This is a genomic window from Paenirhizobium daejeonense (assembly GCF_014280875.1).
Lineage (GTDB): Bacteria > Pseudomonadota > Alphaproteobacteria > Rhizobiales > Rhizobiaceae > Allorhizobium > Allorhizobium daejeonense.
This window is the reverse complement of record NZ_JACLAL010000002.1, coordinates 370,494-394,627: the sequence shown is the minus strand read 5'-3', so window position 1 is coordinate 394,627 and position 24,134 is coordinate 370,494. Positions and strand designations below refer to the sequence as shown.

20 protein-coding genes are annotated in these 24,134 nt (G+C 60.5%); 12 read left to right on the top strand and 8 right to left on the bottom strand.

All coding sequences use genetic code 11. The features are described 5' to 3' along the window. Positions 1-113 precede the first annotated feature (113 nt). From H4I99_RS05480 to H4I99_RS05470, 3 genes are all read left to right on the top strand, one after another. Positions 114-1,499 (top strand): aldehyde dehydrogenase family protein, encoded by a 1,386-nt coding sequence (locus H4I99_RS05480; RefSeq protein WP_163899857.1) that lies wholly within the window; start codon positions 114-116, stop codon positions 1,497-1,499. Then, positions 1,496-2,641, top strand: coding sequence for an iron-containing alcohol dehydrogenase (locus H4I99_RS05475; protein ID WP_163899856.1), 1,146 nt, complete (start codon positions 1,496-1,498; stop codon positions 2,639-2,641). Before H4I99_RS05480 ends, H4I99_RS05475 begins: the two co-directional genes overlap by 4 nt. Positions 2,642-3,016: 375 nt before the next feature. Then, on the top strand, positions 3,017-3,736 hold the full coding sequence (locus H4I99_RS05470) for an AAA family ATPase (RefSeq protein ID WP_163899854.1): 720 nt from the start codon (positions 3,017-3,019) through the stop codon (positions 3,734-3,736). A gap of 110 nt (positions 3,737-3,846) precedes the next feature. On the opposite strand, the gene H4I99_RS05465 is transcribed toward H4I99_RS05470, so the two are convergent. Further along, the gene (locus tag H4I99_RS05465; protein ID WP_246225610.1) at positions 3,847-5,193 is read right to left on the bottom strand and encodes a L,D-transpeptidase family protein; all 1,347 of its coding nucleotides are present in this window, start codon (positions 5,191-5,193) and stop codon (positions 3,847-3,849) included. Between the two features lie 247 nt (positions 5,194-5,440). Between H4I99_RS05465 and H4I99_RS05460 the strand changes: the two genes are divergently transcribed. The 4 genes from H4I99_RS05460 to H4I99_RS05445 all read left to right on the top strand — a co-directional run bounded on the left by H4I99_RS05460 (position 5,441) and on the right by H4I99_RS05445 (position 7,496). Continuing rightward, the gene (locus H4I99_RS05460) at positions 5,441-5,845 is read left to right on the top strand and encodes a MarR family winged helix-turn-helix transcriptional regulator (protein WP_244624922.1); all 405 of its coding nucleotides are present in this window, start codon (positions 5,441-5,443) and stop codon (positions 5,843-5,845) included. Further along, complete coding sequence (locus H4I99_RS05455; RefSeq protein WP_163899850.1) at positions 5,842-6,672, top strand: aldose 1-epimerase family protein; 831 nt, start codon at positions 5,842-5,844, stop codon at positions 6,670-6,672. Before H4I99_RS05460 ends, H4I99_RS05455 begins: the two co-directional genes overlap by 4 nt. Positions 6,673-6,755: 83 nt before the next feature. Beyond that, positions 6,756-7,094 carry a protein tyrosine phosphatase family protein gene (locus H4I99_RS05450; protein WP_163899848.1) on the top strand — a complete coding sequence of 113 codons (339 nt, stop codon included), beginning with the start codon at positions 6,756-6,758 and terminating at the stop codon, positions 7,092-7,094. Between the two features lie 60 nt (positions 7,095-7,154). Beyond that, a complete protein-coding gene (locus H4I99_RS05445) occupies positions 7,155-7,496 on the top strand; it encodes a RidA family protein (RefSeq protein WP_163899846.1) in 342 nt (113 codons plus the stop codon). Between the two features lie 67 nt (positions 7,497-7,563). Here H4I99_RS05445 and H4I99_RS05440 read toward each other — a convergent pair whose 3' ends face one another. Further along, on the bottom strand, positions 7,564-8,388 hold the full coding sequence (locus tag H4I99_RS05440; protein WP_163899844.1) for an SDR family oxidoreductase: 825 nt from the start codon (positions 8,386-8,388) through the stop codon (positions 7,564-7,566). 103 nt (positions 8,389-8,491) lie between these two features. Between H4I99_RS05440 and H4I99_RS05435 the strand changes: the two genes are divergently transcribed. Further along, entirely contained in the window at positions 8,492-9,391 is a 900-nt protein-coding gene (locus H4I99_RS05435) for a LysR family transcriptional regulator (RefSeq protein ID WP_163899842.1), read from the top strand. Between the two features lie 3 nt (positions 9,392-9,394). Here the strand turns inward: H4I99_RS05435 and H4I99_RS05430 are convergent, their stop codons facing one another. The 4 genes from H4I99_RS05430 to H4I99_RS05415 all read right to left on the bottom strand — a co-directional run bounded on the left by H4I99_RS05430 (position 9,395) and on the right by H4I99_RS05415 (position 14,417). Continuing rightward, positions 9,395-11,047 (bottom strand): thiamine pyrophosphate-binding protein, encoded by a 1,653-nt coding sequence (locus H4I99_RS05430; protein WP_163899840.1) that lies wholly within the window; start codon positions 11,045-11,047, stop codon positions 9,395-9,397. Further along, complete coding sequence (caiB, locus tag H4I99_RS05425) at positions 11,044-12,246, bottom strand: succinate--glutarate CoA-transferase (protein ID WP_163899838.1); 1,203 nt, start codon at positions 12,244-12,246, stop codon at positions 11,044-11,046. The genes H4I99_RS05430 and caiB overlap by 4 nt, the downstream gene beginning before the upstream one ends. Positions 12,247-12,257: 11 nt before the next feature. After that, positions 12,258-13,214, bottom strand: coding sequence for a DMT family transporter (locus tag H4I99_RS05420; RefSeq protein WP_163899837.1), 957 nt, complete (start codon positions 13,212-13,214; stop codon positions 12,258-12,260). A gap of 246 nt (positions 13,215-13,460) precedes the next feature. Then, the gene (locus H4I99_RS05415) at positions 13,461-14,417 is read right to left on the bottom strand and encodes an alpha/beta fold hydrolase (RefSeq protein ID WP_163899835.1); all 957 of its coding nucleotides are present in this window, start codon (positions 14,415-14,417) and stop codon (positions 13,461-13,463) included. A 488-nt stretch (positions 14,418-14,905) separates the two neighbouring features. Between H4I99_RS05415 and ettA the strand changes: the two genes are divergently transcribed. The 4 genes from ettA to metF all read left to right on the top strand — a co-directional run bounded on the left by ettA (position 14,906) and on the right by metF (position 21,351). Continuing rightward, positions 14,906-16,555: an energy-dependent translational throttle protein EttA gene (gene ettA / locus H4I99_RS05410; protein WP_163899833.1), complete on the top strand. Its 1,650-nt coding sequence runs from the start codon at positions 14,906-14,908 to the stop codon at positions 16,553-16,555. 422 nt (positions 16,556-16,977) lie between these two features. Continuing rightward, on the top strand, positions 16,978-19,257 hold the full coding sequence (locus tag H4I99_RS05405; RefSeq protein ID WP_163899831.1) for a methyl-accepting chemotaxis protein: 2,280 nt from the start codon (positions 16,978-16,980) through the stop codon (positions 19,255-19,257). A 177-nt stretch (positions 19,258-19,434) separates the two neighbouring features. Next, positions 19,435-20,442 carry an ArsR/SmtB family transcription factor gene (locus tag H4I99_RS05400; protein WP_163899829.1) on the top strand — a complete coding sequence of 336 codons (1,008 nt, stop codon included), beginning with the start codon at positions 19,435-19,437 and terminating at the stop codon, positions 20,440-20,442. Continuing rightward, a complete protein-coding gene (metF, locus tag H4I99_RS05395; RefSeq protein ID WP_163899827.1) occupies positions 20,443-21,351 on the top strand; it encodes a methylenetetrahydrofolate reductase [NAD(P)H] in 909 nt (302 codons plus the stop codon). Between the two features lie 453 nt (positions 21,352-21,804). Here the strand turns inward: metF and H4I99_RS05390 are convergent, their stop codons facing one another. Together H4I99_RS05390 and H4I99_RS05385 are read right to left on the bottom strand one after the other, a co-directional pair. Next, entirely contained in the window at positions 21,805-22,734 is a 930-nt protein-coding gene (locus H4I99_RS05390; RefSeq protein WP_163899825.1) for a DMT family transporter, read from the bottom strand. Positions 22,735-22,848: 114 nt separating this feature from the next. Further along, positions 22,849-24,033, bottom strand: a complete 1,185-nt coding sequence (locus H4I99_RS05385) for a lytic murein transglycosylase (protein WP_244624921.1) — start codon at positions 24,031-24,033, stop codon at positions 22,849-22,851. Positions 24,034-24,134: the final 101 nt, after the last annotated feature.

Sequence of the window (24,134 nt, the reverse complement as noted above, 5' to 3'; positions counted from 1 at the left end):
ACCGCTTTACGGCGGGCGGGATCGATCAGCGTCGAGCGGCTGCGCCATCTTGGCCAATGGCACGACGTCAAGTGTCGGGCTACTGGCATGAAGGGCTTTCAAGGAGCAATGGAATGACAATGATTCAATGCATTTCGCCGGTCGACGGCTCGGTGTTCGCCGAGCGCGAGGCCATGTCGCTGGAGGCGGCAAACGCTGCTGTGGCCCGGGCTCGCAAAGCCCAGAAGGCCTGGGCTCGTCGCCCGCTGGAAGAGCGTGTGCAACTCGTCCTGAAGGGCGTTGCCCGCCTCAACGAGATGTCCGATGAAGTCGTGCCGGAATTGGCCTGGATGATGGGTCGTCCGGTCCGCTACGGCGGTGAATACAAGGGCTTTAACGAACGTTCGAATTATGTGGCCTCGATCGCGGCCGATGCGCTGGCTCCGCTCGTGATCGAGAACAGCGGCAGCTTCGAGCGCCGTATCGAGCGCGAGCCGCACGGTGTCGTCTTCGTCATTGCGCCGTGGAATTACCCCTACATGACGGCGATCAACACCGTTGCCCCGGCGTTGATGGCCGGCAACACTGTCGTCATCAAGCATGCGACGCAGACGCTTCTGGTCGGCGAACGGCTTGTTCGCGCTTTCGTCGAGGCCGGTATTCCTGATGACGTTTTCGTCAACGTGTTCCTTGATCACGCTACGACCTCGGCGCTGATTGCGGCCGGCAGCTTCAACTTCATCAATTTCACGGGGTCGGTCGAAGGCGGGCGCTCCATCGAGCGCGCCGCAGCCTCTACCTTTGCAGGCCTGGGTCTCGAACTCGGCGGCAAGGATCCGGGCTATGTGATGGAGGACGCCGATCTCGACGCCGCCGTCGATACGCTGATGGATGGCGCTACCTATAATTCCGGACAGTGCTGCTGCGGCATCGAGCGCATCTACGTGCATGAGAGCCTGTACGACGCGTTCGTCGAAAAGTCGGTCGCCTGGGTTTCGAACTACAAGCTCGGCAACCCGCTGGATCCGGAAACGACACTCGGCCCGATGGCACATCGCCGCTTCGCCGCCCATGTGCGCGAACAGATCGCTGCAGCGGTTGCCAAGGGCGCCAAGGCGCTCGTTGATCCGAAGCTCTTCCCCCAGGATGACGGCCACGCCTATCTGATGCCGCAGGTTCTGGTCGACGTCGATCATTCCATGTCGTTCATGCGCGATGAAACCTTCGGCCCTGCCGTCGGCATCATGAAGGTCAAAAATGACGAAGAAGCGCTGGCGCTGATGAACGACAGCCAGTACGGCCTTACCGCCTCGCTCTGGACGCAGGACCCCGAACGGGCAGGGCGTCTTGGCCGCGAAATCGAAACCGGTACCGTATTCATGAACCGTGCCGACTATCTCGATCCGGCCCTGTGCTGGACGGGCGTCAAGGAAACCGGTCGCGGCGGTTCGCTATCTGTCATCGGTTTCCACAACCTTACCCGTCCGAAATCCTACCACCTCAAGAAAGTCACGAAATGAGCATTGTCGCAAATTGGAGCTACCCCACAGCCATCAAGATGGGGAGTGGCCGGATCAAGGAGCTCGCCGACGCCTGCAAGTCGCTCGGCATGAAGAAGCCGCTTCTGATCACCGACCGGGGACTTGCATCGATGGCGATTACGCAGGGTGCGCTCGACATCCTGGCTGAAGGTGGTCTCGGCCGGGCGATCTTTGCCGATGTCGATCCAAACCCGAACGACATCAACCTCGAAGCCGGCATCAAGGCATTTCGCGATGGCGGTCATGACGGTGTCGTCGCCTTCGGTGGCGGTTCCGGCCTTGATCTTGCCAAGTGCGTCGCCTTCATGGTCGGCCAGACGCGACCCGTCTGGGACTTCGAGGACATTGGCGACTGGTGGACTCGCGCCAGTATCGAAGGCATTGCGCCGATCGTCGCCGTGCCGACGACTGCAGGCACCGGCTCCGAAGTCGGCCGCGCATCGGTCATCACCAATTCGAAGACCCATGTGAAGAAGATCATCTACCATCCGAAGTTCCTGCCGGGCGTCGTCATCTGCGATCCCGAGCTGACCGTCGGCATGCCGAAGTCGATTACCGCAGGCACGGGCATGGATGCGCTCGCTCATTGCCTGGAAGCCTATTCCTCACCGTTCTACCATCCGATGAGCCAGGGTATCGCGCTCGAGGGCATGCGTCTCGTCAAGGAATATCTCCCGCGCGCGTTCAATGACGGTTCGGATATCGAGGCGCGCACCCACATGATGTCGGCGGCTGCCATGGGTGCCGTTTCCTTCCAGAAGGGTCTCGGCGCGATCCATGCGATCTCGCACCCGATCGGTGCGCTCTACAACACCCATCACGGTATGACCAACGCCGTGGTGATGCCAGCGGTGCTGCGCTTCAACCGAGCCGCCATCGAAGGCAAGATCGCCAGCGCCGCCGCCTATCTTGGCATCGAAGGTGGTTTCGACGGCTTCTACAACTGGGTACTCAAGCTGCGCACCGAACTCGGCGTCCCGGAAACCCTGGGCGCACTCGGCCTCGACAAGGGCCGTATCGACGAGATGTCGGCCATGGCGATCGAGGATCCTAGCGCCGGCGGCAACCCGGTGAAGATGACGCTCGAAAACACCAAGGCGCTCTACGAAGACTGCTTCTGATCGTTGCAGCATATATGACTTCAACAATGGCCCGACTTTGAAGAAAGCCGGGCCATCGTCGTCTTGGGTCGCAGAGTTTGGCGATGAACGGGCCGATTGCGGGTCATTCCCGGGCTTGCCGATCTGACGGCTGGCCGCGTCCTAACGAAAGTCATCGGGTGCGCGTCTACGACCTGCGCGGACAGATGCGACCTTACAATACCTTTTGTTTTTCATTGTGTTTCCTAAATGCACTCCCATTTTTGGGGAGGGGTTTTGCGGCTTCATTTGCCCTTTCTTAACCATGATGACGAATAATTTGCATACTGCCTCCATGAACAGGAGGCGACTGCAGGAGCTGATGATTGGCTCGGTTCACAGCTTCAGGGATCCAGCATGCCAGTCATCTCGTTTGCCAATGCCAAGGGTGGAGCCGGCAAGACCACCGCAGCCCTTCTTCTCGCCACCGAGCTTGCCCAGCAGGGATATCGTGTCGGCATCCTGGACGCAGATCCGCAGCGCTGGATCACGCAATGGCACGAGCTTTCGGGTCCGCAGCACAATATTGAAGTGATTTCCGAAGTAACGGTCGCCTCTCTGCAGGGGCATATCCGTGAACTGGCTCGCACGGCGGATTATACGATCATCGATCTCGCCGGTGCGCGCGATGCCATAGTGACGACCGCAATCGGGCTTTCCGACCATGTGATGATCCCGGTGCAGGGCTGTGCGATGGATGCACGCGGTGGCGCGCAGATCCTTGACCTCATCAAGTTGATGGAAGAAACCGGCAAGCTGAAGATCGACCATTCCGTCGTTCTGACCCGCGTCACCTCAATGGTGACCACGCGCGCTCTTCTGACCATCAAGGGGCTTCTGGCTGCCCGCGGCGTTAATGTCATCAATACGCCGATCGCCGAGCGCACCGCCTATCGCGAGATCTTCGACTGTGGTGGCACCCTCTACACCATGGACCCGGCAAGGATCAGCAATCTCGACAAGGCCCGTGAAAATGCACGCGCATTGGCCTGTGAAGTGATGCAGTTGCTGCCGGTCCGCATCGTCCGCACACAGCAGCCGCGCCGGCTGTTCAAGGTTGTGCGCAGCGCGGCTTAAAATACCTCGCTCCTCCCAAGCAGCGACAATGAAAAGAGCCGCCGGATTGATATCCCGCGGCTCTTTCTTCATGTCGAGTTTTTCTATCCGGGTGGTTTGGTCAGACCATTTCAGTCGATGAATTCGACCGTGACGCCCGGCTTGGTCATTTTGGCGAGTTCGGTTGCGTCCCAGTTGGTGAGGCGGATGCAGCCGTGACTCTGGGTGCGGCCTATTTTGGACGGTTCTGGGGTGCCATGAATACCGTAAGTCGGGCGCGACAGCGCCATCCATACTGTGCCAACGGGGCCGTTCGGACCGGGTGGAATTGCGAGAACCTTGTCATTCGCACCCTGCTGAAAATTGATCTTCGGGTTGTAGGTGTAGCCCGGGTTGAAGGCGATACGTTCCACCGTCACGGTGCCGGAGGGCGAGGGCGTGTCGGCCGATCCGATGCTTGCCGGATAGGCGGCAATCAGCGAGCCGTCGGCGGCGTAGGCGAATACCTGCTTCAGGCCCTTGTCTGCGACGATCTTTGCCACCTCTCCCTGCTTCAATTTGCCAGGTTCGACGACCTTGATGATCGTGCCCGGAATGGTGAAGTCGACGCCCGGATTGAGTGCCTTGAGGTAGGCCTCGTCCATGTGGAACTTCTCCGCCAGCATTTCGGTGGTGGAGGTGAAGGACAGCGCCGGTAACTGGGCCTTGTGGCTGTAGTCTTCGGGAATCGAGGCGACATAGGGGCCGGCGGCGTCGCCTGGCGTGATCGTGTAGGAGGTGATCGCCAGTCCGCCTGACAGTCGCAGTCGCTCCAGAATATCCTCGGCATTGTTCGGGTCGAGCGTCTCGCCGGTCATCTGCTGGTAAGCCACAAGCGCCTTGTTGACGTTCTGGCCCATCTTGCCGTCGATGACGCCGGGCGAAATGCCCTCGCGGTCGAGGAAAGTCTGAAGAGCGGTTATCTCAAGCTGCGAGAGGTTGCTCTTTACCGGGATCTCTGGGGTGACTGTGCGGGGCGTTGCCTGCTCGGTCGGCGGCGCCATGTCCGGGCCGCCATAGGGCATGTCCTGGGCCGGCTCATCGAGCGGTTGACGATCGATGGCGTTGGCGTCGGGGATGGTGCCGGTGACCACCTGATCGTCGTTCCATCCGCGCGGCTGCGGCGGGTAATTGTCGTAAGCGGTCTCGGGGTAATCGCGCTGTTGCGCGCCGCGCGGAAAATAGCTTTCCGCCGGAACTTCCGTGGCGATCAGGTTGCCATAGTGATCGAAGAGAACGCGACGGCCCATGCGGTCGCGGCTGATCACGACTTCGTTCTGTTCTGGCGTGTAGCCGAGGATGTCGCCTTCCGGCGTGACGAGGATGGTCGAGCTCGGGCGATAGCCGTAAGGGTCGCGCGCGTAGGCGGGCGCGGACAGGAGGACCGGTATCAACGCCACAGACGCAAGTAACAGGCCGGCTTTCTTCATATCGCTCACGATTCGATTTCCTTGTTTCCAATGGGAAAAACGCGATAAATTTGACACTAATGTGGAAAAGGTGAATTCATGGTGAAGAATGGCTTAAAATCCATTTTTGAGGAGAGTCGGTTTTGTCGGGAGTGAGGATCGGACAGCCGGCTGTTTTTTATCTCGTCGCGGGGGGACGATGCGAAATCATTTCAATATCGAGAGCTTTTTGCCTTATCGGTTAAATCGTGCGGCGGAAAGGCTTAGCGGCCATTTCATGCGGCAGTGCGATGTCGGCGGGGAGGTTTCCTGGACGGAGTGGCAGGTGCTGTGGTCGCTGGGCGAAGGGTTGCACGGAACTGCTAAGGCGATTTCTGGGCATGCCGGCCTGACGAAGACCAAGGTCAGCCGCGCCGTGAAGGCGCTGGAGGACCGCCGCTGGCTTGGCCGGCAGCGGGATACGGTGGACCGACGTTTCGAGATCCTGTCCCTGACGGACAGCGGGCAGGCGGCCTACACCGAGCTGAAGCGCTGTGCCGCCGACTATCAGCACTGGCTTGAAGGGGCAGTGGATTTGCCGTACCTCAAAGCGCTCGATGACGGCTTGTCCGGTATCGAGGATGCGATGGCGACAGGACATTTGCGCATGCCATCGCCGGCTGACGAGGATGGCGGGCAGTGATCGAATTTAGTAACGGCAAGGGACCGAAGCTTTCTCTGGACGAGGGATCGGTGTTCGATATCGGCGCTTGCGTGGTCGATGGGGTCAATCTGGCCCCCGGCCGGGCTATTCCCGATGACGGTGATCCGCGCATCGATCACTCGCTCGAAGGCTTTCTCTTCACCTGCGGTCCCGACCACATCCGCCATCCGGAGCCGATTTCCGGTCAGGACGGCGTTCGCTTTCCGCTGCATGGCTCGTTTTCGTCTCATCCGGCCGAGGTCGTTTCGCTCTCCCTTGAAGGAGGGGATGCCGAGGCCCACGCGGTTATCGATGCAAGGCTGGCCGATGGCGGAAGCGCCCGGCTGGAGCGCCATTGGCGGATCGATGCGGCAACCGGCGAGGTACAGCTTTCCGACCGGGTCACCAATACAGGCACGCAGCCGTTTCCGGCCATGCTGATGTATCACATGAATATCGGCGCCCGGCTTTTCGATGATGGTGTGCGTCTGGAAGGCGCCATGATGGAAAACGGTGGTTTTCCCTGGGCATTCGGCGAGGGCGACGGCGGCGTGTTCTGCGTGCCTGCCGGCGATGAAGACTGGGCGGAAGTTCGGCTCGGCCCCATCGCGGCAATCGGCGGCAAGACGCTTCGGGTCCGTTTCCGCACCGATGGCCTGCCTTTCCTGCAGATCTGGCGCAATCAGGCCGCTCCTGCCCATGTGCTGGGCATCGAACCGGTTTCCCATCGCTGGGAGCCGCGTGCCGAACTTGCGAAACGCGGGGAACTCGTCGAACTTGCTCCGGGCGAGAGCCGCAAATACGCCCTGACTTTCTCGTTTGTTTGAACCGGCTTAGGCACAACTTTGATTGACGCCTCCGACATGGCACCTTAAGTGTTTGCCACATTCATTCGAGGAGCATGATGACGATGGATATCAGGCAGATCAACGAAGAGTATTCCGTCTCCGGCCAGATCACGGTCGACGATCTCGACGAGATCAAGGCGCAGGGTTTCAAGTCGATCGTTTGCCATCGGCCCGATGGCGAGGAGCCGGGCCAGCCGGCTTTCGCCGACATCGCTGCCCGGGCCGAGGAACTCGGTATCAAGATCAAGCATGTGCCGGTCGGCCCGATGGGCGTGACCGAGGAAGCCATCAGCGGCATGATGGACGCGCTCGACGATTTCGACCGTCCGATGCTCGGCTATTGCCGTTCCGGTGCGCGTTCCACCAACACCTATCAGAAGACGCTGCAGCTTCGCGGCTGAGCTGACCTTCCGGCCGTTCAGGCCGGTCGATTTCCCTTTACAGCAACAGGAGTATTTCCCATGACCATCAAGCGTATCGAGCCGGGCGCCCGCATGAGCGGCGCAGTCGTTCACGGCAACACCGTTTATCTGGCTGGCCAGGTTGGCGACGGCGTGTCGGTGACCGATCAGTCGAAGTCGGCTCTCGCTGAAGTCGATCGCCTGCTTGCCGCTGCCGGTTCCGACAAGTCCAAGATCCTGCAGACGATCATCTACCTCTCGGACATGTCGACCTTCGGCGAAATGAACGCCGTATGGGAAGCATGGATCGACCCGAAGAACCCGCCGGCTCGCGCCACCAGCCAGGCCGCTCTCGCGACCCCGGACTACAAGGTCGAGTTCGTCGTCGTCGCGGCTCTCTGATCCTTGAGGGTTTGATTCGAAAGGCCGGCGCATCCTTTTGATGCGTCGGCCTTTCTCGTTCTGCCGGTCAGGCAAATTTTTGGCGCATGAAGGCGATGTAGTCGTTTTCTTCGAGGTCCTTACGGGCTTTCAGCCAACCGCTTTGAGCATCGCCGACAAAGTAGCGCAGCTGCGGTTTTCCGTCGGTTGCCGCCTCGAATACGACCTTTGCGACATCGGAGGAGGTCATGCCCACGGCCCCGCCGAGACGAGCGAAGGTGGCGACGCTTCTTTCGAGAAAGGCCTCATATTCGGCCGGCGTGCCGTCCCGAGCGAAATCGGCGGCCGATCTTTGCTGGAACGAGGTTTCCGCCACCCCGCCATGCGGAATGACCAGCTTGACGCCGATGCTGAGCGCCAGCAGTTCATAGGACAAGGCCTCTGTGAAACCTTCCAGCGCGAACTTGCTTGCGCAATAGGCCGAGATCATCGGCAGGGTGAAGTGTCCTGCGCCGGAACTGAGATTGACGATGGTGCCGCTGCGGTTCTCGCGAAAATGTGGAAGGATGGCGCGGATGGTGTCCATCACGCCGAAGACATTCACGTCGAACTGATGCTGCAGTTTCTCCCGCGGGATGGCCTCGAAGACACCGTAGAGACCGTAGCCGGCGTTGTTCACCAGAATGTCAATCTTGCCGAAGCGTTCGATCCCTTCCTCAATTGCTGCCTGTATACTGGCCGGATCTTCAAGGTCGAGGCGTGTCACCAGCACGTTTGACAGTTCTCTGAAATCCCCGCCGGCGGATATGTCCCGCATCGTGGCGACGACATTGAATCCCTGAGAACTGAAGAGTTTTGCGCTCGCCTTGCCGATCCCGGACGATGCTCCGGTGATGAGGACGGTCTTTGTCATGGTTCCAACTCCTTTGGCGTTTGGGGATGCGCAAGAGATAGATTTCCGGATATGCTTCGATAATAGCGATAATTACGGACAGCATGATGAGTGAAGTCGAACAATGAAGAAGGCGGGGCTGATCGAACTGAATGCCGTGGCCGTCGTCGCCGAGACCCGTAATTTCCGGGCGGCGGCCCGCGACCTCGGCATGTCCGCCTCTGCCGTCAGTCACGCTATTTCGGCGCTGGAAAACCGCCTCGGGGTGCGATTGTTCAACCGCACGACGCGCAGTGTGTCGTTGACCGAGGCCGGAGAGCGGTTTCTGGAAAAGATCTCTCCGGCGCTAAAGGATATCGCTGGTGCGATGGAGGGAGCCACCGCGGCGGCGGCCAGTCCGCGCGGGCGATTGAAAATCAACACTTCACCGGGCGGAATGACGGGGTTGTTGATGCCCATTCTTGTGGAATTCCAGCGTCGCTATCCCGAGGTTCACGTCGATGTCGCGAGTGAGGGCCGTCTCGTGGACATTGTCGAGAAGGGCTTCGATATCGGCGTGCGTCTGCATGAGGACGTGCCGCAGGACATGATTGCCATTGCGCTGACCGGGCAGGAGCGTTTTCTCGTTCTCGGTGCGCCTGGCTATTTCGAGCGCTACGGCCGACCTTCGGTGCCTACCGATCTAGCCAGATATCCCTGTCTGAGATTACGTCTGCCAAGCGGGGCCATCTATCGGTGGGAATTCGAGCGTCACGGGCAGGAGAGCCGGATCGAGGTCGAGGGACCGATGACGCTGCAGGACATGGATCTCATGCTCGAGGCGGCCATCGCCGGTGTCGGCCTCGCTTATATGACCCAGAGGCAGGCCGCCGCTGCGCTATCGGCCGGGTTGCTGGAGGCCGTGCTGGATGACTGTACGCCACCGTTTCCGGGGCTTTGCATGTATTTCTCCGGGCGCAGGCATCTGCCTCCGCCCGTGCGCGCCTTCATCGATGTCGCCAGAGAGATGACGCGGAAGGTCTGAAAATCAGGCCTTCTCGCGGATCTGGGTCAACGTTCTCGTCGGGGTGATCGCTTCCGGATCGAGCTTGATGTCGAGGATTGCAGGCTTGCCGGAGGCGCGGGCGCGTTCGAAGGCGGCTGCGAACTGTTCCGTGTCCTCGACCGTCTCGCCGTAGCCGCCATAGGCGCGGGCAAGGGCGGCAAAATCAGGATTGGTCAGATCGGTGGCGCTGACGCGGCCGGGATACTCCCGTTCCTGATGCATGCGAATGGTGCCGTAGATACCGTTGTTCACCAGAAGCACGATGATCGGCAGATTATAGCGGATGGCGGTCGCGAATTCCTGTCCATGCATCATGAAGCAGCCGTCGCCGGCAAAGCAGATGACTTCGCGCTTCGGAAAGAGTTGCTTGGCGGCAACGGCGGCGGGCAGGCCGTAGCCCATCGATCCCGAGGCGGGGGCGGCCTGTGTATTGAAGGCCTGGAACCGGTGGAAGCGATGCAGCCATGTGGCGTAGTTGCCGGCGCCGTTGGTGAAGATCGCGTCTTTCGGCGTGTTGGCCTCGATCCATTCCATGATCGGACCCATGTGCAGCTTGCCCGGACCCGTCTTCGGCGGGGTGGACCATGCCAGGTATCCGGCATGCATGGCGGCGGTGCGGGTGGCCCATTCCGGTTCGACGGCGGGGGAGAGCTTGCCGAGCGCTCCGACGAAATCCCTCGGCGTTGCGCAGATTGCGAGATCGGCGCGGTAGACGCGGCCGAGTTCGGACGGGTCGGGATGGACATGCACCAGCGTCTGGGAGGGGTAGGGAATGCCGATGAGGGTGTAGCTCGACGATGGCATTTCGGAGAAGCGTCCGCCGAGCAGGATGACGAGGTCTGACTCCTTGATCTCCTTCGCGAGCGTCGGGTTGATGCCGATGCCGACATCGCCGGCATAGCTTTCATGCAGGTGATCGAACAGCATCTGGCGACGGAAGGAGCAGCCGACCGGCAGGCTGAAGCGTTCGGCGAAGGCGCGGATGCCGGCGACGGATTCGTCGTCCCAGCGAGTGCCGCCAAGGATCAGCATCGGGCGTTTTGCCTTTGCCAGCAGCGCGCTGAAAGCCTCGATCTGGGCAGGGCCGGGATGGGCTTCGACCGGCATGTAGGGCTTTGCCTCGGGTGCATCGACCTCATCGACCAGCATGTCCTCCGGCAGCGTCAACACGACCGGGCCTGGGCGGCCAGAGGTGGCGATGGCAAAGGCGCGGGTGACGAATTCCGGAATGCGGCGGGCGTCGTCGATCTCGCCGACCCATTTGGCGAATTCGGTAAAGGCACGTCGATATTCGACCTCCTGGAAGGCCTCTCGCTCGCGGGCGTCACGCTGCACCTGGCCGATGAACAGGATCATCGGGATCGAGTCCTGCTTCGCGACATGCAGGCCAGCGGAGGCGTTGGTCGCGCCCGGTCCGCGCGTCACCATGCAGATGCCGGGCTCGCCGGTCAGCCGGCCCCAGGTGTCGGCCATCATCGCGGCGCCGCCTTCCTGCCGGCAGACGATGGTTTCGATGCCGCTTTCATAGAGCGCGTCGAGCACTGCGAGATAGCTTTCGCCCGGCACGCAGGAAACGCGCTTCACGCCGTTTGCCTTGAGCGCATCGACGATCAGTTGACCACCGGTCTTTTTCATTGGGCTGCCTTTCTCTCGATCTCTTCCAGTTCGGCAAGGATTTCATCCCGATGCTCGCCAACCTGCGGGCTGGGCCGTTCGTAACGCAGGGGCGTTTCGGAAAGCACGATCGGGGTTCGAACGCCTGGGATGGTGTTGCCATCGGCATCGGTCAGGTCGATCTTCAGGCCGCGCGCCTTGACCTGCGGGTCGTCGAACATCTCGGCAATGGAGTTGATCGGGCCGGCGGGCACGGCGTTGCTTTCGCAGGCCGTCAGCAGGTCGCGCTTTGCCCATTTTGCCGTTTCGGTCGAAACGATGCGCCGCACGTCCGCCTTGTGGGCAACGCGTGCCTTGTTGGTGGCGAAGCGCTCATCGTCGGCGACCTCTCCGATGCCGAGGATCGTGCATAGGCGCTTAAACTGGCCGTCATTGCCGACCGCAAGGATCAGGTGGCCATCCGCTGTCGGAACGACCTCGTAGGGGCTGATGTTCGGATGGGCGTTGCCGAGGCGCACCGGAGATTTTCCGGAGATCAGGTAGTTCATGTTCTGGTTGGCAAGCACCGCGGACATGACGTCGAGCAGTGCCATGTCGACCATCTGGCCTTCGCCTGTTTTCATGGCGTGGATCAGCGCCGACTGGATCGCAGTGACGGCGTAGATGCCGGTGAAGATGTCGGCGATGGCGACGCCGGCCTTCATCGGCTGGCCGTCCGGTTCGCCGGTGATCGACATGAAGCCGGACATGCCCTGTACGATGTAATCGTAGCCGGCAAATTCGGCATAGGGGCCGTTCTGGCCGAAACCTGTAATCGAGCAGTAGACGAGTTTCGGATTGATCGCCTTGAGGCTCTCATAGTCGAGGCCGTATTTCTTCAGGCCGCCGACCTTGAAATTCTCGATCACCACATCGGCCGTGGCGACCAGCCGCCGGACGATTTCCTGGCCCTCGGGCGAGCGGAAATCGACGCCGATGGAGCGCTTGTTGCGATTGGTCGAGTGGTAGTAGGCGGCTGACAGGTTTTCGCCGCCGGCACCCTCGACGAAGGGCGGTCCCCAGGCGCGGGTGTCGTCGCCGCCTTCGGGGTTTTCGACCTTGATGACATCTGCGCCCATGTCCGCCAGCATCTGCCCAGCCCAGGGACCGGCGAGCACGCGGGCCAGTTCGATCACCCGGATGCCGGAAAGCGGTGGTTTCCTCGAAGGCGCGTCAGTCATGGTCGATCCTGTCATGGGGAAATGGGTTTTCTGTCTGATACTGGCTTCGAGGAAAAGCGGCGCTCGCGCCAGACGATGAAAAGGCCGGAACCGATGATGATGGCGATGCCGAGCCATTTGATCGCATCGGGAAAGGCATCGAATACGAGCCAGCCGAGCAGGGTCGCGGACACGATTTCCAGATATTGCATCGGAGCAAGGACAGAGGCCGGCGCGACGCGATAGGCATAGACCGCGAGAATACCGGAAAGCGCTGCCGAAAAGCCGATGCCGACAAACCAGAGCAGCGTCTGCCCGTCGGGCATGGAAGGCGCCATAAACTCGATACCGGTCACTCCGCCGAAGGCAAGAAGGGCTCCGCCGATCGGCAGACCCCAGAGTGACATCTGGAACTGCATCGACCACGGGTTCTCCCGCTGCGACAAGGCTCGCGTCATCAGCGCGAAGATGGCGATACCGAAGGCGGTGACGATGGGCAGGACGGCGACGAATCCGACTTCCTCGAAGCTTGGACGGATGACGATCACAGCGCCGAGGAAGCCGACGGCACAGGCGGTATAGCGGCGCCAGCCGATGGTTTCCTTCAGGAAGATGCTGGCGAGAACGGTCAGGATGATCGGTTCGACGAAGAAGATGGCGACGGCATCGGCGACCTGCATGACGGCAAGCGTCGCGACGAAACAGATCATCGACAGAGTGATGACGGCGGCGCGAATGGCGTGATAACCGCTCAGCCGCCAGGAAAAATCACGCCACGTGCCGTTGGCAAGCACGATGGGCAGCATGAACAGCCCCTGGAACAGGAAGCGGCCGGTGGTAATCATGGTCGGCGAGGTGTTGGCTGTTGCAAGCTTTGAAAAGATGTCGATGCAGGGAGCGACCAACATGGCGAGAATCATCAGCCCGAGGCCCTGCATGATCCTGTTTTCGGGGGTGGTACCTGCCAATGTAGCGGACGACGACATCATGGTCTTTCTATAGCGGGGAGTGTTCCGGCAAACACTTGAATTTCTCTCATGGGGTTATTCCCTTTCGACAATGCCGGGCGTCGGTTTGCCGCAGGAATGGTGCGAAGCCGCCTTTTGTGTGGCGGCGCGGGCGACACTCTCACCTTCTTCTGATGGCTTGATGACTGCCGTCGAACTAGCCTGCGTGGGAGGTCGGAGCCTGTGGGTGATGGCGCTGTCGCTGACCGCCGAAATGCGGTTCGCTTGCTAGTTCAGGGTCTCGAGAAGGCGGTCTGCTTTGCTGACCGCCTGGTCGCACCAGATCCTGAAATCGCTGACCGCGCGTTCCCTACCGATTTCATTCAGTGTTTCGTGCCGCATGTCTTCATAGATTCGGGTGCTGATGTTGGTGAGGCCGCTGTCGCGCAGGTGCTCTTCCAGCCAGAGGATATCGCGGCCGCCACGAGTGGCGGGGTCATGGCTGCCGCCAACGAGATGGAAGGGCAGATCGCGGGGAAGGCGGTTCAGCATTGTGGAAGAGCGTCCGCGAAAGGTGAGTGCCAGAACGTCGCTCCACATCGAGACGCTGGCGTCAAACCGGCAAAGCGGATCGCCTGCGTATTTGTCGACTTCCGCTCTGTCGCGCGACAGCCAGTCGAACTGCGTCCGGCGGTTCTTGATGGAGCGGCCCCAGGCATCAAAGGTCGCTTTGGGTAGGATACTGCTTGGGACGTCCGAGCCTTTCAGGATGCGTTCGGCGGCGAGTACGCCCTGGGCGAACCGGCCGGTGAGGCCGGGATTGAAATTGGAGTTCCAGATCGCCACAGCCCGGAAGGCATAGGGATGCATTGTTGCGGTGTTCAGTGCGATCAGCCCACCCATGGAGTGCCCGAAGAGCACGACGGGAAGGTTCGGGTATTCGGCGACCGCCATGTCGCGCATGGCGCGAACATCGGCGACCACCTTGTGGACGCCGCCGCGCCCGGCAAATCGGCCGAGCGGCGCGTCGATGCAGGTGGTCTCCCCATGCCCGCGATGATCGTGCGCATAGACATGGAACCCGGCCTCTGCCATCGCACGGGCGAAGGCGTGATAGCGACGCGAATGCTCGATTAGGCCGTGGCAGATCAGCAGTATGCCGCGCGGCTCGCCGCGTGCCGCCTCGTGATGATAGGCGATCAATGCTCCCGTCGGACTGGAAAAACGCCTGGCTTCCGTAAACATGTTCCTCCCCCTTTTTCTGCCGAAAAGTCGACGGCACGCGGCCTGCATGGTGGTCCCGGTTTATCCGGCGTTAAATCCTGCAGGGCTAGTTTCGCGGTGGTCCTCTCCCATGGACTATTGAACGGGGGCTTTGATGGTTTTGCAAGTCGGCGATGGTGGCCGTACGGGGCTTACTCGCGGATTGTTTTTCCTAAGCCTGATTTCCATTGGGTTTCTGCGGATTTTTCTTGATGTCGGCGATGCCAGCCCCTTCAATTTGGTGAGTTGGATAGACTGATCGCCAGGCCGCGTTCGCGGCGGAGCACTGCAGGACCTGCAGCGACGGGGGGCACCGAGCCCGAACGGCTCCAGCGAACAGTTCATCTTTACCCCGAAGGGCTTTGGTGACCGCGGCAAATCACAAAAACGGGCGCGCCCGCATTGCTCCCATTGCCGCTTTCGCCTACATAGCGGCAACTTCCCAATTCGATCCGCGGAGCAACCGAACGATGGCACGCCAGTTCATCTATCACATGTCCGGCCTGAACAAGGCCTATGGCAACAAGAAGATCCTCGAGAACATTCATCTCTCGTTCTACCCGGACGCCAAGATCGGTATCCTCGGCCCGAACGGCGCCGGTAAGTCGACCGTTCTGAAGATCATGGCCGGTCTCGACAAGGACTGGACCGGCGAAGCATGGCTCGCCGACGGCGCTACCCTCGGCTACCTCGCTCAGGAGCCACAGCTCGACGAGAGCCTCAACGTGTTCGGCAACGTCATGGAAGGGGTGGCCGACAAGAAGGCTATCCTCGACCGCTACAACGAACTGATGATGAACTATTCCGACGAGACGGCGGAAGAGGGCGCCAAGCTTCAGGACATCATCGACAGCCAGAACCTCTGGGACCTCGAAAGCCAGGTCGAGATGGCCATGGAGGCGCTGCGCTGCCCGCCCGGCGACGCGACGATCGACAATCTCTCCGGCGGTGAGAAGCGCCGTGTCGCGCTCTGCCAGCTCCTGCTGCGCCAGCCGGACCTTCTGCTGCTCGACGAACCGACCAACCACCTCGACGCCGAGACCATCGCGTGGCTCGAAAAGCACCTGCGCGAATATCCGGGCGCCATCCTGATGGTCACCCACGACCGCTACTTCCTCGACAACGTTACCGGCTGGATCCTCGAACTCGACCGTGGTCGTGGCATCCCGTATGAAGGCAACTACTCGGCCTACCTTCAGGCCAAGGCGAAGCGTATGCAGCAGGAAGCTCGTGAAGAAGCGACCCGCCAGAAGGCGCTTTCGCGCGAACAGGAGTGGATTTCCGCCAGCCCCAAGGCTCGTCAGGCCAAGTCGAAGGCTCGCATCAAGGCCTATGATGAACTGGTCAAATCGGCGGCAGAACGTCGTCCGGGCGATGCGCAGATCGTTATTCCGGTCGGCGAGCGCCTCGGCAACACGGTCATTGAGGCCGAAGGTCTCACCAAGTCGTATGGCGACCGTGTCCTGATCGAAAACCTGACCTTCAAGCTGCCACCCGGCGGTATCGTTGGTGTCATCGGCCCGAACGGTGCCGGTAAGACGACACTGTTCCGCATGATTACCGGTCAGGAAAAGCCGGATTCCGGATCGATCACCATCGGTGAAACCGTAGAACTCGGTTATGTCGACCAGAGCCGCGATACGCTCGACGGCAACAAGACCGTGTGGGAGGAAATCTCCGGCGGCAACGACGTGCTGAAGCTCGGCAAGTATGAAATGAACAGCCGCGCCTATTGCGGTGCCTTCAACTTCAAGGGTGGCGATCAGCAGCAGAAGGTCGGCAATCTCTCCGGTGGTCAGCGCAACCGCGTTCACCTCGCTAAGATGCTGAAGGGCGGCTACAACGTTCTCCTGCTCGACGAACCGACCAACGACCTCGACACCGAAACGCTGGGTGCCCTGGAAGACGCGCTGGAAAACTTTGCCGGTTGCGCCGTCATTATCAGCCACGATCGCATGTTCCTCGACCGTCTTGCGACCCATATCCTTGCCTTCGAGGGCGACAGCCATGTCGAATGGTTCGAGGGTAACTTCGAAGATTACGAGCAGGACAAGATCCGCCGTCTCGGCGCGGATTCTGTCAATCCCAAGCGGGTGACCTACAAGCGCCTGACGCGCTGACAACTGCCACCACAATCAACAGGTCGACCCCGCGAACCGTAGGTTCGCGGGGTTTTCTCTTTTTGGTGCATTTCCAATGCGCAAAAAGGGCTACAGACGCGTTTCTTGCGCTAGCCGCTGGCTGGAGATGTCCCGGAGAATTTGCTGATCGTCAAAGCTTTACGGCCCGATCATGCTCATGGATGACGGCCCTCTATCGCGGTTTGTTGCCTTTCGAATGGCCCAAGCCTCTGATGTTTCTTTAATTTTCCGATTTCTATATCGGCTCTTTTCTTTTGATGCCCGCTTGCGTGCGGCAAATTGGCGCTCGCACTAACCGTCTGGCAACTAATTGCGCAGCATACTTCGTTTTATGGTGGCGTGACCTCTTCGTTCGTCACTTGTCGCCGTCATGGCGAGCATATTCAAAGGGATTTTCGACGATGTCTTTTCTTGGGAAATTGCCGTTTCGCATACTTCTGACCAGCCTGGCGGCTGTGCCACTACTTGCGGTTCTGGTTCTAGGCGGTTGGCTCAGCTGGCTCTCTTACCTGCAGAGCTACGAACTGCAGCGCGCCACACGCCTTGCGCAACTCGCGCGGAGTGGAGTGGCGGTGGCCATTGCCATTCCGACCGAGAGCACCGCGCAGAAAGATAGGATCCCGGCAATGAGGCTCCAGACGGATGCGGCGATCGAGACGCTGGATCGAGCCTATAACGATGTACTGGCCGCCGGTTATGAAGACGCGGCGCTGAAGGCGATCAAAGAGAGTTTTGACAAGCGGGTTTCGCGCATCGGGGAATTCCGAGCCAAGACGGATGATGGCACGGCGCCGCCGTTGTTGGCGCTGGAAATCATGCAGCCGATTGTTGCTGTCGGCTCTGACATGACGCGCCGGGCTGGACTTCTGGCCAACGAGCAGCAACTGGCCACGGCCGCTGCCGGCTATTACGCTTTCATGCAGCTTAGCGATGCCTATCAGGCAATCAATCGTTTGGGGCAAGTCTATATCAAGACGGGCGCGCTGGAGGCCCCGAGCTTCGGCGCGGTGCAGCGTAGTGATACATTGATCAAGACTCACCTGAAGGCCGTCACGGAAGCCGTTCCGGCGGATATACTTGCTCGCTATAAGGCGTTCTGGGATCGTCCGGATGGCCAGCTCATGGAGCGCATCCGGCTGCTTATGCTGGAGAACAAGCCTTATCAGGCGGCCGAAGGGGAGCTGGAAGCCTGGATTGCTTCCCACAACGAACGGCGGATCTATGTTTCCGATCTAATCCGCGCGACCGGCGATCAGATGCTGCAGATGATCGACAACATGGCCGCTGCCGCTCGAATGCGGTTGGTCGTTCTTCTGTCCGGGCTTGCTGTAGCGGTTTTGCTGGTGATTGGATTGGCAATTGTCATCGCCCGGTTGCTTTCACGCTCGATCAATGGCATCGCCGACCGGATGAAGTCGCTCGCGGAGGGCGATACCGCGAAGCCGATCCCCTATGCGGATCGTCGCGACGAGATCGGCGGTATGGCGCGTTCCGTGGAGGTGTTCCGGCAGGCGGCGCTTCGTAACGCGGAGCTGGAGGCGAGTGCTGAAGCGGGCCGCCTTGCAGCGGAGCGCGAGCGTGTTGAGATGCAGGCGCGCGCCGAGGCCGAAGCTGATGAGCGGCTGAACAAGGCTACGGGCGCGTTGGCATCCGGTCTGCAGCGGATGGCAGCAGGCGACATGCTATGCGAAATCAACGAACAGTTGGCGCCGCAGTTCGAGGCTCTGCGCCACGACTTCAACACGTCCGTCCGCCAGCTGCGCGAAGCGTTGCAAAGCGTTGGTCAGGTCGCCGGTTCCGTTACCAACGGCTCGGGCGAAATTTCCCAAGCATCCGATAACCTTGCCAAGCGCACGGAGCAGCAGGCTGCTTCACTCGAGGAAACCGCTGCAGCGCTGGAGGAAATCACCGCCAACGTCACTGCCACGTCGAAGCGGACAGGCGAGGCTCGCGATCTGGTTCGCAATACCCGCGAACGCGCCGACCGCTCCGGTCACGTCGTTGCGAACGCGGTTTCCGCAATGGAACGGATCGAGCAGTCCTCGCGGCAGATCGGCCAGATCATCGGCGTCATCGATGAGATCGCGTTCCAGACCAACCTGCTGGCGCTTAACGCCGGCGTCGAGGCCGCCCGCGCTGGCGAAGCAGGAAAGGGGTTTGCCGTCGTCGCACAGGAAGTTCGCGAACTGGCCCAGCGTTCCGCCAATGCGGCAAAGGAAATCAAGGGGCTGATCGCCAATTCCGAAATCGCCGTCAGCGAAGGCGTCAAGCTCGTAAGCGATACGGGCGAGGGGCTTTCCTCGATTGCGGAACTCGTGCAGTCGATCAATGCTCACATGGACGCCATCGCTACCGCTGCGCAGGAGCAGTCCGTGGGGCTTGGCGAGGTCAATACGGCCGTCAACCACATGGACCAGGCGACGCAGCAGAATGCCGCCATGGTGGAAGAGATGAATGCAGCCGGTGCAAGCCTCGCGCAGGAGAGTGCACGTCTCGCCGAACTGCTGTCCCGCTTCCGGACCGGGAAGGCCGCTCAACGCTCCGCCGTCGCCGAGCCAGTCAGCCGTCCTGCTTCGGCGCGACCGGCTCCGGCACGGGAGCCAGTGAGGACGCGGCCCGCGCCGATCTCTTATGGCAATGCCGCCGTGGCCATGAAGTCGGACGAGTGGGAAGAGTTCTGAGCCGCTTCCGGCAATCTAAGACAGACGGCCGCCTTGTGCGGCCGTTTTTGTTTGATCCGACCACAATACCTCCCGACGCTCGGCAATCGGGCTTGTCGCGCAATTAGCTCTTGCGTAGGTATGGGGAATGACATAAAGACATCTTTATATCTTGATTGGTTTTTGAGCGGAGGGCGCATGAAGTTCGGTGTAGACGTTCTAGTCGAGCTGCTGAAAGCTGCGGGCGAACCTACGCGACTTCGTCTGCTTGCTCTGCTTGCTGCCGGCGACCTGACGGTCACCGATCTTACCGATATTCTCGGCCAGTCGCAGCCTCGAATTTCTCGCCACCTGAAACTGCTGACCGAAGCAGGCCTTGTGGACCGCTATCAGGAGGGCGCCTGGGCCTATTTCCGTCTGAAGCAGGATGGTGACGCGGCATCGCTGGCACGTCAGCTGCTTGCCACGACGCTGGACAGCGATCCGGTGCTGTTGCGTGACGGAGAGCGCCTTGCCGCTGTCAAGCGGACGAGGGCGGAGCGCGCGCAGGACTATTTCAGCCGTAATGCCTCCGGATGGGACGAACTGCGTCGATTGCATGTGAATGACGATGCGGTCGAGACGGCGCTGGTGCAACTGATCGGATCCGAGCCGGTCGATGCGTTGCTGGATCTCGGCACCGGTACGGGGCGCATCCTGCAGCTTCTGGCCAATGGCTACCGTCGCGCGGTCGGCATCGATGCCAGCCGGGATATGCTGGCGGTTGCCCGCGCCAATCTCGACAAGGCCGGCATCCTCAAGGCTGCCGTTCGCCATGGCGATATCCTGAACCTGCCGCTCGACGGCAACGAATACGATCTCGTGACGATCCATCAGGTGCTGCACTTCCTGCCGCAGCCGGAGTTGGCGCTGGCCGAGGCGAGCCGCATGCTGAAGCCCGGTGGACGGCTTGCCATTGTGGATCTCGCGCCTCACGATCATGAATACCTGCGGGACGAGCACGCCCATGTGCGCCTCGGCTTCTCGCACCAGACGATGGCCGAATGGCTGGCCAAATACGATCTCGATGTGGAGCGTGCCGTCGACCTCAAACCGGAACAGCCGAAAGGCGGCGGTCTGACGGTCACTCTCTGGCTTGCCCGCCGGCGTGTACCTGCCCATAGCGAAACTTCCATCGGATCCACCCTTCAGACCGGGAGCATATGAATGGCGAGAAACGATCACAACGAACAGGCTGGCTCGCAGTTGCGCATTTCCTTTGAATTCTTTCCGCCGAAGTCGGAAGAGATGGAAGGCCAGCTCTGGGCGACGGTCGATGAACTATCGCGCTGGAACCCGGATTTCGTTTCGGTGACCTATGGAGCTGGCGGCACGACGCGCGCACCGACCCTTTCCACGGTGCGCCGTTTGATCTCTGAAACCACTCTGCCCACGGCCTCCCACCTGACCTGTGTCGGTGCGACGAAGGATGAGGTGCGTCATGTGGTGGACGAGTTTCGTGCGGTCGGTGTACGCCATTTCGTGGCCCTACGCGGCGATCCGCAAGGAGGCATGGGAACGGCTTACCAGCCTCACCCGGGCGGCTTTGCCAACGCGGCGGAGCTGGTTGCTGGCTTGAGGGAGATGGGCGATTTCGAGATTTCCGTATCTGCCTATCCGGAAAAGCATCCGGAGAGCCGTGACGATGCGGCCGATATCGACATGCTCAAGCGCAAGGTCGATGCGGGTGCTCACAGGGCGCTCACCCAGTTCTTCTTCGATAACGATATCTTCGAGCGTTATCTGGAGCGGGTGCGCGCAGCGGGTATAACCATTCCGATCGTGCCGGGTATCATGCCGATCCAGAACCTCACCCAGTTGAAGCGTTTTGCCTCTATGTGCGGCTCCAGCGTTCCGTCTTTTCTGGATGACCGTTTCTCGGGTCTCGAGGACCAGCCGCAGGCGAGGGCGGAAGTGGCGGCCGAGGTTGCTGCCGAACAGATCGAGGATCTCGTGCGCCGGGGTATCGGAGATTTTCACCTCTATACGATGAACCGTACACCGCTGGTGAATGCAACGCTTGCCAATGTCGGCCTGAAGCCTTCCGTTCAGGCTGTAGCGGGTGCCGCCGCATGACCTTGTCATAGAGGCGTTGCCGGAGTTCTCTGGCATTAAAAAAGGCGCATGCCGGTAACGGTTCATGCGCCTTTCTTATTGAATTTGGAAAGCATCACTGGCTTGGCCGGACCTCTCGGGATCTCTTTAAGATGGCCGTTGGTTCACCCATGAAAACTCAGATGAACAGCATCGTCGCTATGAACACAAACGCCGCACCGACGATCAGGACATTGAGAGAATTGGTCAGTCCCATGTCTGCCTCCTTGTGTTGACCGTTAGATAATATGTCCGTTTTGTGTCGGTTGAAAAGCGTTTTGTGTGCTGCAGCGCAGTGCAGGCCAGTGGATAAGTTGTCGCACCGGTCACGAAAATGAATAAAATCAATGTCTTGAGAAATGTGAGCGTCTGTTAATATTGCTTAACAAACGTGATTTGCAAAAACGGGATCGTTTTGATGCGTGACAGTGTCTGTCATTTGGCCGTGACGCTCGCATTAGACCATCGCGCGGCCAATCTGCCATCCAGAATGATCAATCCGAGACCGATCAGAGCCATGCCTGCCATATCGGTAGCATGCATGCGCTCGTCGAGGAAGAGGGCGCCGAGCAGGATTGCGCTTGGCGGGACGAGCAGGGTGACGAGTGACGTATTGGTGGCGCCGGCACGCGCCATGATCCGGAAGAACAGGATGTAGGCGAAGGCAGTGGAGATGAGGGCGAGCGCTCCGATTGCCGCGAGTGCGCCGACCGGCGGCATGTCGAGGTTCCACGGGTGGTCGATGAGGAGCGAGGCCGGCAGCATGATGATCGACGATGCCGTCAACTGGCCGGTAGCCGTGACCGGTGCGGGAATTCCCTTGAAGCGTTTGCCGTAGATGCCGGCAAAGCCGTAGGAGACGGCGGCGAGGATGGGCAGGCAGACGGCCCAGAGCGGGATCGAACTCGTGGAAAGCGCGCTCGGGCCGATCAGGACAATCGTGCCGAGAAGGCCCGTCAGGCAACCGGCGAGCTTGGTGCCGGTCAGTTTCTCGTCATCAGTCAGGCGGTTGGCGATGATAACGGTCCAGACGGGGGTGGTGGCGTTGAGGATCGAGGCGAGCCCCGCGCCGATATGAGTCTGGCCGAGAAAGATCAGCGTATGGGGCACGGCGTTGTTGATCAGGCCGAGCGCGAGGAAGGAACGCCAGTTCGCCGCCAGGTGCCGGTAGATGTCCAGATTGCCGTGCAGATAGATATGCAACGCCAGCGCTGCGATCGACAGGCGCAGGAAGACCAGCGTGAACGGCGGCACATGAGGGATTGCGACGCGGGCGAAGAAGAATGAGCCGCCCCAGATCAGGCCGAGCAATAGAAGCATCAGCCAGGTGGCGGTCGTCATTTTCTGCTGTGAGACGGCGTTCATGCGGAAGCTCCGGTTCTGGACAGAGCTTCATAGCTACGGATGGCGCGTTCGTCACGCCACCCGTTTGTTGCGACCCGGCTTTCTTGAGTCGCGGGACCGTTCGTTCCGCTGTGATCAGAACGCGGCGACGAAGGCCGGGGTCGGCCAGCCGTCCGCGGGAAGGCCGAGACGAAGCTGTTCCTTCTGGATGGCCATGCGGGTACCGCCGCCGAGAATGCCATCGATCTTGCCGACGTCATAGCCCTTCTGCTGTAGCTTGGTCTGAAGCGCCTTCATTTCCGTATCGCTGATACCCGGCTCCGGATTGCCTTTCAGGTACGGTTCGGCGCCCATGAGCCGCGTAGCGAAATAGGCAGCCGACGTGGTGTAGATGAAGGACTGGTTCCATTCGAGATAGATGTTGAAGTTCGGATAGGCCATGAAGGCCGGGCCTTTGCGACCCTGCGGTAGCAGCAGTTCGCCTTCGAGACCTGCGTTGCTGGTGTCGCCGTTGCGGGGCTTTACGCCGAGGGCGAACCAGTCGCCGGCCTTCATGCCGCTGTCGAAGCCGGTTTTTTCCCAGGGCAGGTTTTCCGGAACGGTGACTTCCTGCAACCAGGGCTGGCCGCGCTGGAAGCCGAGGCTCTGAATGAACTTGGCGGCCGTCAGGACTGCATCAGGCGAGCTCTTCTTGACGTTGATATGACCATCACCATCCCCGTCGACACCATAGGCGATGATGTCTTTCGGCAGCATCTGCACCTGACCGATTTCGCCTGCCCATGCGCCCGTGTTTGTGGAGGGGTCGAGGTCGCCGTGCTCGACCATCTTGATGAGAGCCAACAACTGTGGACGGAAGAGTTCGGGGCGGCGGCAATCGTGCGAGAGTGTCACCAGCGCATTGCGGGTGTTGAAATCGCCCTGTACTGCGCCAAAGTCGGTTTCCATCGCCCAGAAGGCGGTGATGACGCCGGAGGGGATGCCGAATTCCTGTTCGGCGCGGGCGAAGACGTCGGCATACTGCTTCATCTTCTGGCGGCCGATATCGAGGCGGCCCTGGCTGACGGTGCGCTGGGAGAACTCGAGGAAGGTCTGCTTGAACACGCCCTGTGCGCGGTCGCGGGAGAGAACCTTCTGGTCGATCACGGCACCTGCCAGCGCCTGCGTTGCGGCATCCGGCGAGCTTCCGGCCGCGATCGCCTCGGCCTTCACGCCGTCGAGGAAAGCCTGCAGGTCGCCGCCGCATTCCGCGGCAAGCGAAGGAGCGGTGGTGGCGAGAAGGCCTGCAAGAGCAAGGGCGAGGCGGGGAGCGGCTTTCATATCCATATCCTTGAATTTTTCGGGTCGGCTGCGATCATGCCCGTCATTTTGACGAAAACGAGATCGTCATCCGGAAAATTACAGCATTGCAGAGGATTAGC

Excerpts from the sequence above, each read along its gene's own strand:
- H4I99_RS05450 (WP_163899848.1), top strand. The coding sequence starts at position 6,756 with ATGGATATCAGGCAGATCAACGAAGAGTATTCCGTCTCCGGCCAGATC.
- H4I99_RS05435 (WP_163899842.1), top strand. The coding sequence starts at position 8,492 with ATGAAGAAGGCGGGGCTGATCGAACTGAATGCCGTGGCCGTCGTCGCC.
- caiB (WP_163899838.1), bottom strand. The coding sequence starts at position 12,246 with ATGACTGACGCGCCTTCGAGGAAACCACCGCTTTCCGGCATCCGGGTG.
- H4I99_RS05480 (WP_163899857.1), top strand. The coding sequence starts at position 114 with ATGACAATGATTCAATGCATTTCGCCGGTCGACGGCTCGGTGTTCGCC.
- H4I99_RS05415 (WP_163899835.1), bottom strand. The coding sequence starts at position 14,417 with ATGTTTACGGAAGCCAGGCGTTTTTCCAGTCCGACGGGAGCATTGATC.
- metF (WP_163899827.1), top strand. The coding sequence starts at position 20,443 with ATGGCGAGAAACGATCACAACGAACAGGCTGGCTCGCAGTTGCGCATT.
- H4I99_RS05430 (WP_163899840.1), bottom strand. The coding sequence starts at position 11,047 with ATGAAAAAGACCGGTGGTCAACTGATCGTCGATGCGCTCAAGGCAAAC.
- H4I99_RS05475 (WP_163899856.1), top strand. The coding sequence starts at position 1,496 with ATGAGCATTGTCGCAAATTGGAGCTACCCCACAGCCATCAAGATGGGG.
- H4I99_RS05390 (WP_163899825.1), bottom strand. The coding sequence starts at position 22,734 with ATGAACGCCGTCTCACAGCAGAAAATGACGACCGCCACCTGGCTGATG.
- H4I99_RS05460 (WP_244624922.1), top strand. The coding sequence starts at position 5,441 with ATGCGGCAGTGCGATGTCGGCGGGGAGGTTTCCTGGACGGAGTGGCAG.
- H4I99_RS05445 (WP_163899846.1), top strand. The coding sequence starts at position 7,155 with ATGACCATCAAGCGTATCGAGCCGGGCGCCCGCATGAGCGGCGCAGTC.
- ettA (WP_163899833.1), top strand. The coding sequence starts at position 14,906 with ATGGCACGCCAGTTCATCTATCACATGTCCGGCCTGAACAAGGCCTAT.
- H4I99_RS05440 (WP_163899844.1), bottom strand. The coding sequence starts at position 8,388 with ATGACAAAGACCGTCCTCATCACCGGAGCATCGTCCGGGATCGGCAAG.
- H4I99_RS05470 (WP_163899854.1), top strand. The coding sequence starts at position 3,017 with ATGCCAGTCATCTCGTTTGCCAATGCCAAGGGTGGAGCCGGCAAGACC.
- H4I99_RS05405 (WP_163899831.1), top strand. The coding sequence starts at position 16,978 with ATGTCTTTTCTTGGGAAATTGCCGTTTCGCATACTTCTGACCAGCCTG.
- H4I99_RS05420 (WP_163899837.1), bottom strand. The coding sequence starts at position 13,214 with ATGATGTCGTCGTCCGCTACATTGGCAGGTACCACCCCCGAAAACAGG.
- H4I99_RS05400 (WP_163899829.1), top strand. The coding sequence starts at position 19,435 with ATGAAGTTCGGTGTAGACGTTCTAGTCGAGCTGCTGAAAGCTGCGGGC.
- H4I99_RS05385 (WP_244624921.1), bottom strand. The coding sequence starts at position 24,033 with ATGAAAGCCGCTCCCCGCCTCGCCCTTGCTCTTGCAGGCCTTCTCGCC.